Genomic DNA, 14083 nt, shown 5'->3' on the forward strand with positions numbered 1-14083 from the left:
ATCCTTTCCTCCGGCCTGCTCCGGATGCATCATGAACGTTACACCGTCATGTTCTTGGCCGTTTGGCCGGTTCCGTAAACGGTGAAGAACGTGCCACCCAAGAAATCAACAGTACCGGTGAGCAATGCTTCGTCGCGACCGCCACGGACTTTCGTGGCCCATTCAATAGCTTCAGGACCGGCAGTTCTCGAATTCTCAATGATGTAATCTGCAAGCACATAGTTCCGCGAGTCCTTGTAACCCACAAGTACGTTTTCCGTGAATCGTTCAGCGAACTGGCGGTTCTGGAATTTGTGCTCGTAGCCCTCGATGAATTCCCGGCCGGCTTGCCGCTGTCGGAAGGGATGCACTAGCTCGCTCCAAGAATTCGAGAAGCTTGTCTTGACCTTGTTCCATGTGCTTCCCGTTGGCTTCTTGTAGGCCACCGGGAGGGCATCGCCGACCGAATTGCGCACGAGTCCCTTGGCCTTCGAGAATGGCATGGCGAAGCCCTTCAAATCCTTGAAGCTCAAGTTCTTGATGGCCTTGGGTAGTCCCTTGGCTTTGCCAAAGCCGTTGACAAGCGACTTGATTGGCGTCTTGGCGAACTTGAAAAGCGCGCCCCCGGCCTTGCCAAACGGGATAATCGACACTGCCGCGATGATCAATGATGTCCAATCACCATCGCCGATAGCCATTTTGTAGATTTCGATGCCCAGCGCCGCGATCCCGACTACCAAGGCCAGAGCGGCTGCGATAAGGGCCAACGGCCCGGTCGCCACAATCGCAACAACGAACAGGACCAAGCCGGCAATGCTCAGGGCATCAGCCAGGTGGTCATACCATTTGTCCTGGTTGTCAGCGATCTCGAACGCTCTCTCGATGTCGGATACCGCATCGTCGAAGGCGTCCTCCCAGTAGGAAACTCGGCCATCGAACTTGCCCCAGAGCTTGTTGAGTTCGGATTCGGCCTCCTCACGCGCAGTGGTAGCCGTGGTCAGGTCACTGGCTGCCTGCTCTTTTTCCTCATCAGTGCCCTCGCCAATTCCGAAGAGCCCTCCGTCGGCATCATCCACAGAGTCTTGTGCGGTCTCCTCGGCATCCCTCTTGTTCTCCACCGTTTGGTTGGCTTCTTCGATGGCGTTGACCAAGGAGCTCATGGACGGGTACCAGTCCGCGCCGCCCCGCGGGGTTGATTCGCCATTCATCGAGTTCTGGACATTATCGAGTTTCTTGGCATACTTCTCGAGCGCCGTGCCGGTGAGGCGGTAGCGGTCTGCGGCCTTGCGCAGATCTGGGAACACCTCGCCCGCAGCCTCGCGGACCTTGTCCACCGCTTCTGATTTCAGGTCGCCAGTTCCCTCGCTGATCGCTTCCAGGCGGTTGGCGGAGACGTCCATCCGTTTGCCCGAATCTACTAGGGATTCTGCGCTTGTCAGGAGGCTACCGGCGTCCCCCTCAATGAGCTGGAGGGTGATCTGGGTATATGGTGACTGCAAGCTCATTCTCGATGCAATTCCCGTCTACTTCTTGGGTTTGGGTTGATCATCAGCGGCGGAGTTCAGGAAAGCTTTCATAGTGTCCTCGTCCCACTTTTCGAACCCCTCCTTGATGTCCTTCAAATGATCATGAACGGTCGTGAGATTATCCACGAGCTCACCGCGGTTCTTGTTCCAGTCATTCTCGAAGTCCCTGACGCGATCCTTGAGATCGGATTTTCCCATGGGCGAGCCTACGGATTCGGCGATGCCTTTGGCGATGTCGGAGGCATCCTTGAATTCCTGGATGCCGGTGTACAGGTTGGTCACGATCTCGTCAAGGCGAGCCAGGTATATCTCATCGGCCACGGGGCAACGACTCCTTAAAATCCAAACGTCCAATTCGACTCATGCACACAGCATGATCGAGAATGTGGCCGCCCCGTGAATAACGGGGCGGCCACATGACCGGAAAGGCCCAGTTGGTCCTACTGGCCGGCCATACCGCGGTCGGTGTCCTGGATCTGTGTCATCATGTCGCGCAGCGCGGTGGCCATGTCGTTGATGCCATCGAATGCGGTCTTCAAGCCGTCGTTCAGGTCCTTGTAGCCTTCGCCGAACTGGCCCGAAGCGTGCTCAGTGGTGAAGTCCTCGCCGAGCAGCTTGTCCACGCCGGACTGCAGCTGCTCAAGCACGCCGTCCAAGTCCTCGCGCCCGGTGTCAAGCTTCGATGCCATGGCTTCCATTTCGCCATAATTAGCCTTGAAATCAGTCACAACAATGCTCCTCAACTTGTCGACTGGCCCGGCTGCCGGGCCACTTTTTTTCGTCCACAGACTAGACTAGTGTGGCAGCTGACTTGCTCTCAATGGGGAGAACTCCCCGTGGCACGCCGGCATTGAACTGAAGTAGAAAGATCCCATGGACGTAGTTTCAGCAGCAGCACTGGCCAGATCCTCAACCCTCGGAATGCAGCCAGCCGAAGCACGCCTCCGGATCTGGTCCTGCCTCATCGACTACGCCATTTCGCTGGCCGCGCTGCTGCCCGCCGGCATCGGATACGTGATTTTCCTGGTGACAGGTCACTACTCCACGGTCCCGCTGGTCCTGTCCGGAGTCAGCGCCCTGCTGCTGGTGGCCTACCTGGTTGTCTTGCTCGTGATGAACAGCCGCAGGGGCTCTTCGCCCGGCAAGTCCGCCATGCGCCTGCGCGCCGCCCGGCTGGATTCTTTTTCCGCACCCGGCTTCGGCCGGATCCTCCTCGCCGCCTTCGTCTTCCTGCTCAGCCATCTGATCCCGGTCATTGGCCCACTGCTGATGCTGCTGTCCTGCTTCTTCGACCGGGAGCACCGCCGCAGCTGGCTGGACAAGATCGCCCAAACCTACGTGGTTGATATCCGCAAGGGCCTGGATCCGACCAACCCGCGGGCGCTGGCCCGTGCCGAATACCTGATCTCCCGCCCGGACCGGGATATTTCGGAGCACCTGCCGTCGCTGGGCACGTCCGCCGAGGACGAGATATACGATGACGCCGCAGTGCCCGCGCGTCCCCGATCCACAGCGGGCATCGTCGGAGCGCAGAACAGCGACTGGCATTCGCCGCCTGCGCCGCAGACGGGAACCATCCGCCGCGCGGCCTTCGCCTTTGACGACGGATCCTACCTCCCCGTTCCCGAATCCGGACTGATCGGACGCGCGCCCCAGGCCACGGAAGAGTCCAGTAATGAGCTGCTGGTCGCGCTGAAGGACCCCGAACGGCTGCTGTCCAAGACGCATCTGGCCTTCGGCTGCGACGGGGCGAATGCCTGGATCATGGACCTGGGTTCCAGCAACGGCACGCAGGTCACCACCGCCTCCCGCGCCCCGCGCAATGCACCACCCCATGTCCGCCTGCATCTGAATGACGGGGACGTCGTCCAGGTCGGCAGCCGTACCTTCCGCATTACCTTCCAGGAGACAGCGAAGTGAAAATCAAGGCCACGCTCCGGCGCCCGGACACTAGCACCATCGACGTGGTGCTGACCTGCGATGCCACCGCCACCGTGGGAGATGCCGCCCGGGCCCTGGCCGGGGAGCAGGTTCCCGAGCATCCCACGCTGCTGGCCACCGCCGCTGGCACCGCACCGGTCCAGCTGGATCCGCACACCCCGCTGGCCGAGGCGGAACTGGGTTCGGGCTTCACCATCGAGGTCGTGCCGACCACCGATGCTTTCGTCTCGGGAGGCTCGGCGGCAGCGGTGCTGCGCGTGGCCAACGGCCCGGATGCGGGCATGGCCTTCGCGCTGCCCGCCGGCACCTCCTATGTGGGGCGTTCGGAGAAGGCCACCGTGGTGCTCAACGACCGCATGGTCTCCACCCGGCATGCGCGCATCGAGGTGGGAAGCAAGATCGAGCTGGTGGATTTGAACTCCGCCAACGGGATCCTGGTCGATGGCGGGCTGGCCCAGCGCGTCGCGGTGATCCCCGGCCAGCTGATCACTCTGGGCGCCACCGAGGTCTTCTTTGAGCTGCTGCCCGGGAGCGCCACCGGCCATTCCCCGGTCTATGAGAAGGGCGGCTCGATCCTCTTCAACCGTTCCCCGCGGGTGGAGGTCCGCTACCCCGGCGAGGAACTGCCGCGCCCGGCGATCCCGCAGGAGGCCAGCCCCAAGCTCTTCCCCTGGCCGATGATCTTCGCTCCGCTGATCATGGGCCTGACAATCTTCTCGCTCACCCAGCGCGCGCTGTCGCTGATCGTGGTGCTGATCTCGCCGCTGATGATGCTGGGCAACCTGATCGGCCAGCGCACCCAGAACAACAACAAGCTGCGCCTCGAAATCGAGACCTTCGAACGGCAATTCGAAGCGCTGGAAGATTCCCTGCTGGCCGGGGAGGAAGCCGAACGCGCGCACCGGCGCAGCGAGGCCCCGGCCACCGCGACCGTCTTCGAGCAGGCTGAATCGCTGGGCCCGCTGCTGTGGACCCGTCGCCCGGAGCACTGGAACTTCCTCTCCCTGCGGCTGGGCTCGGGTACCGCGCGCAGCCGCACCACCGTCGCCGCGCTGGCCGACCGGACCGGGCTGCAGGAATACGTGGAACGCGTCGACGCGCTCACCGCCCAATACCGGATGATCGAGGACGTGCCGATCATCGAGTTGCTGCCCTCGGCCGGCGCCGTCGGCATTGCCGGGCCGCGGCTGCAGTCAGCCGATGCGCTGCGCGCGCTTGCGGTGCAGCTGTTCGGCCTGCATGCGCCCAACGACCTGTGCACCGCAGCGATCATCGACCCGGCCTGGACCGAGGACCTTGAATGGTTCAAATGGCTGCCGCACACCACCGGCCCGCGCTCCCCGCTGGCCCAGGTGGCGCTGGCCGATACGCAGACCTCGGGAACGGTGCTCATCAACGCCTTGGAAGAGCTGATAGCCCGGCGCAACGACCCGTCGTCCTACCGGCTGGGCCCGTTGGCTACCCGGCACACCTCCATGGAGCTGGGCAGGGAAGCCGGCGAGCAGTCCACCGGCGTGCCGACGGCCAAGGACCTTTCGCTGGTGCTCTTCGTGACCAACGACGCCCCGGTGGACCGCGCCCGGCTTTCGCAGATCATCGAGCGCGGACCGGCCGTGGGCATCTACACGATCTTCGTGGCCCCCACCGTGCAGTCGCTGCCCGCCGCCTGCCGCACCTTCGTGGACGTCACCGAGGGCCTGGATGATGCCCGCGTGGGCTGGGTGCGTGCCGGCGAGGAAGCCGTCAAGGTGTCGGTGGAAGGGGTCTCGCGCGAGCATGCCGAGCACTTCGCCCGCCGGTTGGCGCCGATCGTGGACTCCAGCTCGCTGGTCCCGGATTCCTCGGACATCCCGGATTCGGTGTCGCTGCTGCGCATCCTCGGCCCGGACCTGGCCGAATCCCCGGATGCGGTGCTCGAACGCTGGAAGCAGAACAACTCGGTGATCGACCGCGCCGCCACCGGTACCCGGCCGCGGTTGAAGCGCGCCGGGACGCTGCGCGCCTTCATCGGCCAGGGCACCCCGGATGCGATGAGCCTGGATCTGCGCACCCAGGGCCCGCACGCCCTGGTGGGCGGCACCACCGGCTCGGGCAAGTCCGAATTCCTGCAGGCCTGGGTGCTGGCAATGGCCGCCGAATACAGCCCCGACCGGGTGACCTTCCTGTTCGTGGACTACAAGGGCGGTTCGGCCTTCGCCGACTGCGTGGAGCTGCCGCACTGCGTCGGGCTGGTCACCGACCTCTCCCCGCATCTGGTCCGCCGCGCGCTGACCAGCCTGCGCGCCGAGCTGCACCACCGCGAGAAGCTCTTCCACCGCAAGAAGGCCAAGGACCTGCTGGAACTGGAAAAGCGCCAGGACCCGGAAACCCCGCCGGCCCTGGTGCTGGTGGTCGACGAGTTCGCCGCCCTGGCAGGAGAGGTCCCCGAGTTCGTGGACGGCGTGGTGGACATCGCCCAGCGCGGCCGCTCCCTGGGCATCCACCTGATCCTGGCCACCCAGCGCCCTGCGGGCGTGATCAAGGACAATTTGCGCGCCAACACCAACCTGCGCGTGGCGTTGCGCATGGCCGATGCCGCGGACTCGAACGACGTGGTGGAGGACCCGATCGCCGCCGGATTCGACCCGTCGCTGCCCGGGCGCGGCATCGCCAAGACCGGCCCGGGCCGGCTGGTGCCCTTCCAGTCCGGGTACGCCGGCGGCTGGACCACCGACGAGCCCGAAGCCGCCGAAGTGCGCGTGGAGGACCTGCGCTTCGGCGGGGCGCGCGTCTGGGAGCAGCCCGAATCCGGGTCGCCGGACATCGAGGAGAACAGCGGCCCGAACGACCAGAAGCGCCTGGTCTCCAGCTTCATCGCCGCCTCGAACGGCGCCGGGATCCCGGCCCCGCGCCGGCCATGGCTCGATGACCTCTCGGCCACCGTGGATTTGCGCGAGCTCGCCCCGGATTCGGACAGCCGGATCCCGCTGGCGCTGGCCGACATCCCCGAGCACCAAGCCCAGGAAACCGCCTGGTTCGAACCCGACACCGACGGCCACCTGCTGGTCTACGGCACCTCCGGCGCCGGCAAGTCCGCGGCGCTGCGCAGCATCGCGATCGCTGCGGGAGCCAACCCGGCGGCCGGCACGGCGGCGGTGTACGCGCTGGACTTCGGGACCAGCTCGCTGCGCTCGCTTGAACCGCTGCCGCATCTCGGCGCGGTGATCGGAGGCGATGATGTGGAGCGCATCCAGCGCGTCTTCCGCATCCTGGCCGAGCACCTCGATGAGCGTTCGACCCGGTACGCGGACGCGAATGCCGCTTCGCTGAGCGAGTACCGCCGGGTGACAGGCAACCTGTCCGAACCGCGCATCTTCCTGCTGATCGACGGTTTCGGCCAGTTCCGCAACGACTGGGAACTGGGCCACGGCCGCGGCGAGTTCTACCAGGTGTTCATGCGCATCGTCGGCGAGGGCCGCCCGCTGGGCATCCACGTGGTGGCCACCGCTGACCGCTTCGGCGCGGTACCCACCGCGATCAGCGCGAACATCACCCAGCGCGTGGTGCTGCGCATGGCCGACGAGCAAGCGTACAACGTGCTGGGCGTGGCCAAGGATGTGCTCAATGAGCGCAGCGTGCCCGGCCGGGCCATCATCAAGGGCCACGAGGCGCAGATTGCGGTGCTTGGCGGCACCGCCAACGTGGCCGAGCAGACCGCGCTGACCACCAGCTGGGCCCAGGAGCTCACGGCTTCCGGTGCCCCGCAGGCGGCCGGGGTCGAAACCCTGCCCCAGGAATTCGCGGCGGCGTCGCTGCCCGACACTGTCAACGGGCTGCCGGCCATCGGCCTGTCCGACACCACATTGGGTCCGTGCGGCTTCGAGTCCATCGGCACCTTCGTCATCGCCGGCCCGCCGCAGAGCGGGAAGACCAATGCGATGCGCGCCATGGTCACCGCGCTGGAACGCGCCAACCCGGCCACCCAGTTCTTCCACCTCGGCGGCCGGCGCGCCGAGCTGCGCGGCTGGCGGCAGTGGAATGGCACCGCTTCGGGCCCGGCCGAGACCCGGCAGTTCGCCAAGGACATGCTGGATCTGGTCTCGGATGATTCCATGCCGGGCAAGATGGTGTTTGTCGTGGAGAACTTCACCGAGTTCGCCGATTCGGATGCGGAGCGTCCGATGAAGGAACTGCTCAAGGCCATCAACCGCTCGGATCATTTCCTGATTGCCGATGGGGATATCAACTCGTTCTCCTCCAGCTTCGGGCTGCTCGGCGAGCTGAAGTCCAACCGCCACGGCATCGCGCTGAAGCCCGACGCCTACGACGGGGACTCGCTGTTCAAGGTGCCGTTCCCGCGCGTCAAGCGCCACGAATTCCCGCCGGGGCGCGGGTTCATGGTGCAAAACGGCCAACGCACCCTGGTGCACCTTCCGCTTGTGGAGCAGTAGTCCGTGGAGCAGTAGGCGCGAAAAAGCCGGCAGCAACGTGCAGTTGCTGCCGGCTTCGCTGTGCTGGGGCTAGAACTCGAAGTCGCCGAAGTCTCCGCCAGCGCCGCCGAGGAAGTCGCCGAACATGCCCTCGGCCTGGCCGCCGAGCTGTTCCCCGGCACCGGCCACGGTTTCGCCCAGGCCATCGGCCATGGAACCGAATTCTTCGCCAATGCCGGCAAAGCCGTCAAGCAGCGGCCCGGCAATGGCGGTGCCGATGAACGCGCCTGCCACGCCGCCGAGCAGGCCAACGCCCAGGCCGCCGGCCGCCCCGGCAGCCATACCCAGACCGCGGCCCTTGCCGCCGGAGCCCAGGAGCTTGTCCATGAATCCGGGACGCGAGATTTCCGCTCGGGTTGCCGAGCGGGCCAGGTCCCGCGGATCCTGCGACCTCGGGCGTTCTGCCGGCGGTAGCTGCTCGTTCAGCTCGTGGTGCAGCAGTTCTCGCTGCTGCGGGGTCAGCCGGGCGAAGGCTTCGGCATGAGCGCGTTCCATATCCTGCGGCGGAGCGGTGCGCAGCATGTAGCGGTACTTCTCGATCGCCGCCTGGTCTTCGCGCGAAGGGGCTGAAGCCTGCGGATTGCCGTAGCCGCGGTTGCCGTAGTCCTGGCGCTGCTGCTGGTAAGGCTGCTGGTAGCCGGAAGTGTTCTGCTGGTAGCCGCGCCGGTCGCGATCATAACCGCGCTGATTGCCGCTGGAGCTGCGCTGGCTGAGCTGTTCCCGGACATACTGGCCAGCCATTTGCTTGCCCTTGCGCAGCAGCTTGTCGAACATGGACATGAAATCGGCCTCCTAGGCTTTGCGGGCGCGGTGCGCTGGGGCACCGCTCTCACATCATTAAACTCCCCAGCAGTGCTCCTTGTTCCCCGCATTAGACTATTCTCATCTTCGCTTCGCTCCGCGCAGGCTCTGGGTTCTGCGCGGGTTCTGCGTCGGGCACCGGCTGCGTCGCGGCATCCGTGATGCGCGCCAGCAGCTCGGCAGCCACGGACACGGCAATCACCGCCGGCTGCTTGCCGCGCACCTGCTCGATCCCGATGGGGCACTGGATCGCGGCGATCTGCTGATCGCTGAAGCCGCCGGCGCCCAGATTCTTCTGGAAACGCGCCCACTTGGCGCTGGACCCGATCAGCCCGATCGACCCCAATCCCGGGTGGCGCAGGGCGGCATCGCACAGGTGGAAATCCTCGGCGTGATCATGGGTCATGATCAGCACGTGGGCACCGTCGGGCAGGGCGCTGAGCACCTGCTCCCCGAGCACCGCCACCGCCGGATGGATCTGCGCCACGCTGGGTTCAAGCACGGGAAGCTCCTCCAGGAATTCCGGGCGCGAATCCACCAGATGCAATTCCAGGTCATGGCGGGAGAGGATGCGGGCCAATTCCATGCCCACATTGCCCACCCCGAAGATCGCCACCGTGGCAACAACCGGCAGGGGCTCCAGCAGCACCGTGACTTCGCCACCGCAGCATTGGCGGCCGAACTTGGCTGGAGCCTTGTCGCTGAGCTTCATGCTGATGCTCTGCGGCTGGCCCTCGCCCACGGCGATCATCTGGCGGGCCCGTTCCATCACAGCCATCTCCAGGTTGCCCCCGCCAATGGTCCCGAAGATTTCCTGGCTGGAGATCACCATCTTGGCTCCCGCCTCGCGCGGGGCATGCCCGCGCACCGCGATGACGGTAGCCAGCACGCCCGGCCGACGCTCATTGCGCAGCACGGTGACCGCTTCAATCCACGAGCGCATGGCTACTGCCCCTCCCGCACCGATTCAATCGCCCAGAACACCGCTTCCGGTGTTGCCGGGGACGCCAGCTGCACGGAGCATCCGGCGGGCCCAAATGCGGCCACCGCCTGCCGGATCGCCTCGCGCACCGAGAAGGAGAGCATCAGCGGCGGCTCCCCCACAGCCTTGGAACCGTAGACCGCGCCTTCCTCATGGGCTTTGTCCAGCAAGCTGACGTTGAAGATCTCGGGCATCTCGGAGAAGCTCGGGATCTTGTACGTGCTCGCGGCCTGGGTGGCGACCCGTCCCCGGCCCGGCCCATCGGAGGTGTCCCAGCGCAGGTCCTCCAAGGTCAGCCAGCCGGTGCCCTGCACGAACCCGCCCTCGATCTGCCCCAAATCCACCAGCGGCGAGAGGGAGTCCCCGACATCATGGACGATATCCACGCGGCGCAGCACGTAGGAGCCGTCAAAGCGGCTGACTTCCACCTCGCTGGCCGCCACCCCGTAGGCGAAGTACTTGAACGGGCTGCCGGTCATCCGCGACAGGTCCCAATGCAGCCCCTCGGTGCGGTAGAAGCCGGCAGCCGACAGCTGGATCCGGTCGAAATACGCGTTCTTGACCACGTCCGCCCATTCCAGGGATTCGCCCTTGCCCAGCGCGGCGACCCGGCCGCCGCCGAAGCGGACATCCCGGGACGGAACCCCGAGCATGCCGGCGGCCACCTGAGCCAGCCGTCCCCGGATCTGCTCGCACGCATCCTTGACCGCCCCGCCGTTCAGGTCGCTGCCCGAGCTGGCCGCGGTGGCCGAGGTGTTGGGCACCTTGTCGGTGCGCGTTGGCGCGTTGCGCACCATGGACAGCGGCACGCCCAGGGCGGTGGCGGCCACCTGCAGCATCTTGGTGTGCAGGCCCTGGCCCATCTCGGTACCGCCGTGGTTGACCAGCACCGAACCGTCCTTGTAGACCAGTACGAGGGCCCCACCCTGATTGAAGGCGGTGAGGTTGAAAGAGATGCCGAATTTCACCGGGGTCAAGGCCAATCCTCTTTTGACGTGTTCATGGGTGGCGTTGAACTGCGCAATCTGCTGCTCGCGCGCGGCGATGGCTGCCGAATCGAGCACCTGGTTCCAGGCGGCTTCCAGCCGTTCGGGATGCCTCACCGGCTGGTAGTAGGGAGTGTCCTGGCCTTCGGTGTAGAAGTTGCGGCGGCGCAGTTCCTTGGGGTCCATTCCCAGCTGCGGGGCCACCCGGCCCAGGATGTCTTCCATGACCAGCATGCCCTGAGGACCGCCGAAGCCGCGGAACGCTGTTTGCGAGGTCTTATGGCATTTGGCGATGCGTCCGGAAACCTTGATGTTCGGGATCCAATAGGAATTGTCGATATGGCACATGGCGCGGGTCAGCACCGGTTCGGATAGATCCAGGCTCCACCCGCCGTCAGCTGTCAGTTGGGCCTGCAGGGCGAGGATCCTGCCCTGCTCGTCGAAGCCTATTTTCCAGGTGGCATGGAAACCGTGGCGCTTGCCTGTCATGGTCATGTCCAGGGTGCGGTCCAGCCGCACCCGCACCGGACGCCCGGTGAGCACCGCACCCAGAGCCGCCAGCGCGGCATAGCCGTGGGGCTGCATTTCCTTGCCGCCGAATCCGCCACCCATGCGCAGCACTTGCACGGTCACCTCATGGGCGCTGATGCCCAGCACATGCGAGACAATGTCCTGGGTTTCGGTGGGATGCTGGGTGGAGCAATGGATCATGATCTGTCCGCTCTCATCCACCATGGCCAGCGAGTTCTGCGTTTCCAGGTAGAAGTGCTCCTGTCCGGAGAATTCGAATTCTCCGTCGAAGACATGGGCCGACTGCGCGAAGCCTGCCTCCGGGTCCCCCTTGGCGATCTCGGGCTGGATGCCGTGGAAGCTGTTGGCCGCGATGGCCTCCTTGATGGTGATCAGAGAATCCAGCTGCTCATAGTCGACGTTCACCGCCTTGGCTCCGGCCTTCGCCGCTTCCAGGTCTTCACCCAGGACCCATGCCACCGGTTGCCCGAAGAACATCACCTCGTCCACCGGGAGCAGCGGTTCGTCATGCTTGGCGCCCTGGTCATTGACCCCGGGAATATCTGCCGCAGTGATCACCCGGACGACCCCGGGCACATCCAGCGCCGCACTGGCATCCAGGCCCAGGATCTTCGCGTGGGCGCACGTGGACTGCACCGGGTAGGCATGCAGCACCCCGGCCAGGCGTTGCGCAAGATCATCGGTATACAGCGCGGTGCCGGTGACGTGCGCGGCGGCTGATTCGTGGCGGTGGCGCTGGCCGACCACAGCGTTATCGGGGCGTTGGGATAGCTGGCTCATGAGTTCTGCTCCTCTCCTGTACCCGAGTGCGCGAGCTGCTCGGCATAGAACCGTTCCAGCGAGGAGGCCAGCATGGCCTTGCGGTAATTGGCGCTGGCCCGGTGGTCATCCATCGGGGTGCCTTCCTGGCCCATGGTCCGTGCGGCGGCCCGGATGGTGTCCAGGTCCCATTCCTTGCCTTCCAGCATCGCTTCAGTGGCCCGGGCACGCAGCGGGGTGGCTGCCACGCCGCCCAACCCGATCCGCGCCTTGGAGATCACGCCGTCATCCACCGTCAACGCGTAGCCGACGGCCACCGATGAGATATCATCGAAGCGCCGCTTGGAGATCTTCTGGAAGCTGGTCAGCTCGGCCAACGGCAGCGGGATGCGGATCGCGGTGATCATCTCCCCCGGCTCCCGCACGGTCCGCCGATAACCGGTGAAGTACTCGGCGAGCGCCACCATCCGGTTGCCCCGAATGCTGGTGAGCACCAATTGCGCTTCCAGAGCCAGCAGCGCTGGCGGGGTGTCTCCGATGGGCGAGCCGGTGCCCAGATTCCCGCCTAGGGTGGCGCTATTGCGGATCAGCCGGGAAGCGAACTGCCCGAAGAGCTTGCCCAAAAGCGGAACCCGTCCGGCGAGTTTCCATTCCAGCTCGCTGAGCGTGCAGCCTGCGCCGAGCTCCAGGTACTGCTCGCCCCAGTGGATTTGGCGCAGTTCGGGCAGCCGGTCGATGGCCAGCACCGAGCGGGCGCGGGCTTCCTTGATGTTGACTTCCACGCCCCAGTCGGTGGCCCCGGCCACCAGCACGGTGTCAGGTTCATCAGCCAGGATCTGCAGAGCCGATTCCAGGTCCGTGGCCCGGCGGAACCGGCCCAGTTCCCCGGTGGGGGTGTCCGCGCGCTGGATGTCCGTGGCGACCGGGGCCGGGGCGCTGCGCTGTGTCCGGACGGCCAGCGGGTCATCTTCCTCGGGCTCGCCCAGCGCGTAGGCGGCGTCGCGAATCGGACGGTATCCGGTGCAGCGGCAGAGATTCCCCGACAGCGCGTGCAGATCGAAGCCATTGGGTCCGTAGTCGTGCTCGCCGCCGTCCTCCGCGCTGACTGCGGGATTGGAGGTCCGCTCGGGGCGGTAGTATTCCGCGGCCATGGAGCAGACAAAACCGGGGGTGCAATATCCGCACTGGGATCCTCCGCGGTTGGCCATCTCTGCCTGCACCGGGTGCAGGTCCGCGACGCTGCCCAGCCCTTCGGAGGTGATCACTTCCTGGCCGTCCAGGGATGCGGCTGGCAACAGGCAGGCGTTGACTGCGGTCCACCTGCTGCCCTCCCCGTCGCTGCGGGCGACCAGGATGGAGCAGGCGCCGCATTCGCCTTCGGCGCAGCCTTCCTTGCATCCGGTCAGCTGCTGCCCGCGCAGGAAATCCAGCGCGTTGGCGCGCGGTGGTCCGTCGAATTCCCGGGCCGTCCCGTTGACGGTTATCAGGCATTTTGTCTCTTGCGTTGCCTCGGCGCTCATGCCGCTGACACCTCCTGCGCCCAGGGTATCGCCGGACGCACCATGTATGAATTGGATGTTGGTCGGGATCTGGCTACCTGCCGGCGATTCAAGGCTCGGCAAGGTGCCGCCGCATGCCGCGGCGTGATTAGTGTCCGTGCGCGATCTGGCCCTTGGACCAGGCGCGGCATCCGCCCATGATTGCCCTCCAGAATTCGGATGTACAACATGCATCCAACTCTTCAAGGTGATCCAGGCCACCTCGATGGATCCTTACTATAGCCCGTATCGGCTCAGGCCAGTAGGGGTGCCTTGGGCTCTCCGGCGAGGTATTCCAGGTAGCCCAGCGCCGATGCCGGTGGCAACTGAACTGGCCATCGGCTTCGTATTCGATGTGGGCAACGCCGGCATGGCGCTGGAGAACCGCTTGGAGTTGATCTCGCGGATCTGCTCGGGCCACAGCCGGGTTTCCAACACGTTACAGCCGCCTATCGACTCCCCGATCCCTCAGGTGAAATTAAGTTCCCCTCGGCGCAACAACATGAGCACCTCGGTGAAATACCGATTTGAAAAGCTCAGAAGCATCAAACGCTAGAGAAGGGATCGGGTA

Annotated in this window: 10 protein-coding genes; 3 read left to right on the forward strand and 7 right to left on the reverse strand. The window is 65.3% G+C overall.

Annotated elements, in window-relative coordinates; translation table 11 throughout:
* Positions 1–38: 38 nt before the first annotated feature.
* From JOE62_RS15370 to JOE62_RS15380, 3 genes are all read right to left on the reverse strand, one after another.
* On the reverse strand, positions 39–1484 hold the full coding sequence (locus JOE62_RS15370) for a hypothetical protein (RefSeq protein WP_204723038.1): 1446 nt from the start codon (positions 1482–1484) through the stop codon (positions 39–41).
* An 18-nt stretch (positions 1485–1502) separates the two neighbouring features.
* Positions 1503–1826: a hypothetical protein gene (locus JOE62_RS15375; RefSeq protein WP_204723039.1), complete on the reverse strand. Its 324-nt coding sequence runs from the start codon at positions 1824–1826 to the stop codon at positions 1503–1505.
* Between the two features lie 119 nt (positions 1827–1945).
* A complete protein-coding gene (locus JOE62_RS15380; protein ID WP_038993214.1) occupies positions 1946–2233 on the reverse strand; it encodes a WXG100 family type VII secretion target in 288 nt (95 codons plus the stop codon).
* Between the two features lie 145 nt (positions 2234–2378).
* Here JOE62_RS15380 and JOE62_RS15385 point away from each other — a divergent pair, with 145 nt between their 5' ends.
* Positions 2379–3425 (forward strand): RDD family protein, encoded by a 1047-nt coding sequence (locus JOE62_RS15385; protein ID WP_204723040.1) that lies wholly within the window; start codon positions 2379–2381, stop codon positions 3423–3425.
* Positions 3422–7876 (forward strand): FtsK/SpoIIIE domain-containing protein, encoded by a 4455-nt coding sequence (locus JOE62_RS15390; RefSeq protein WP_204723041.1) that lies wholly within the window; start codon positions 3422–3424, stop codon positions 7874–7876. Before JOE62_RS15385 ends, JOE62_RS15390 begins: the two co-directional genes overlap by 4 nt.
* Before the next feature lie 69 nt (positions 7877–7945).
* On the opposite strand, the gene JOE62_RS15395 is transcribed toward JOE62_RS15390, so the two are convergent.
* The 4 genes from JOE62_RS15395 to JOE62_RS15410 form a co-directional block, all read right to left on the reverse strand.
* Complete coding sequence (locus tag JOE62_RS15395) at positions 7946–8695, reverse strand: hypothetical protein (RefSeq protein WP_204723042.1); 750 nt, start codon at positions 8693–8695, stop codon at positions 7946–7948.
* Positions 8696–8786: 91 nt separating this feature from the next.
* Positions 8787–9659 (reverse strand): xanthine dehydrogenase accessory protein XdhC, encoded by an 873-nt coding sequence (gene xdhC, locus JOE62_RS15400; protein ID WP_204723043.1) that lies wholly within the window; start codon positions 9657–9659, stop codon positions 8787–8789.
* A gap of 2 nt (positions 9660–9661) precedes the next feature.
* Positions 9662–11995, reverse strand: a complete 2334-nt coding sequence (gene xdhB / locus JOE62_RS15405; protein WP_204723044.1) for a xanthine dehydrogenase molybdopterin binding subunit — start codon at positions 11993–11995, stop codon at positions 9662–9664.
* Positions 11992–13494 (reverse strand): xanthine dehydrogenase small subunit, encoded by a 1503-nt coding sequence (locus JOE62_RS15410; RefSeq protein ID WP_204723045.1) that lies wholly within the window; start codon positions 13492–13494, stop codon positions 11992–11994. The genes xdhB and JOE62_RS15410 overlap by 4 nt, the downstream gene beginning before the upstream one ends.
* Before the next feature lie 331 nt (positions 13495–13825).
* Here JOE62_RS15410 and JOE62_RS15415 point away from each other — a divergent pair, with 331 nt between their 5' ends.
* Positions 13826–14068 (forward strand): hypothetical protein, encoded by a 243-nt coding sequence (locus JOE62_RS15415; protein ID WP_204723046.1) that lies wholly within the window; start codon positions 13826–13828, stop codon positions 14066–14068.
* Positions 14069–14083: the final 15 nt, after the last annotated feature.

The sequence above is a fragment of the Glutamicibacter nicotianae genome, from assembly GCF_016907615.1.
Classification (GTDB): Bacteria; Actinomycetota; Actinomycetes; order Actinomycetales; family Micrococcaceae; genus Glutamicibacter; species Glutamicibacter nicotianae.

Excerpts from the sequence above, each read along its gene's own strand:
- xdhB (WP_204723044.1), bottom strand. The coding sequence starts at position 11,995 with ATGAGCCAGCTATCCCAACGCCCCGATAACGCTGTGGTCGGCCAGCGC.
- JOE62_RS15370 (WP_204723038.1), bottom strand. The coding sequence starts at position 1,484 with ATGAGCTTGCAGTCACCATATACCCAGATCACCCTCCAGCTCATTGAG.
- JOE62_RS15385 (WP_204723040.1), top strand. The coding sequence starts at position 2,379 with ATGGACGTAGTTTCAGCAGCAGCACTGGCCAGATCCTCAACCCTCGGA.
- JOE62_RS15410 (WP_204723045.1), bottom strand. The coding sequence starts at position 13,494 with ATGAGCGCCGAGGCAACGCAAGAGACAAAATGCCTGATAACCGTCAAC.
- xdhC (WP_204723043.1), bottom strand. The coding sequence starts at position 9,659 with ATGCGCTCGTGGATTGAAGCGGTCACCGTGCTGCGCAATGAGCGTCGG.
- JOE62_RS15415 (WP_204723046.1), top strand. The coding sequence starts at position 13,826 with ATGCCGGTGGCAACTGAACTGGCCATCGGCTTCGTATTCGATGTGGGC.
- JOE62_RS15395 (WP_204723042.1), bottom strand. The coding sequence starts at position 8,695 with ATGTCCATGTTCGACAAGCTGCTGCGCAAGGGCAAGCAAATGGCTGGC.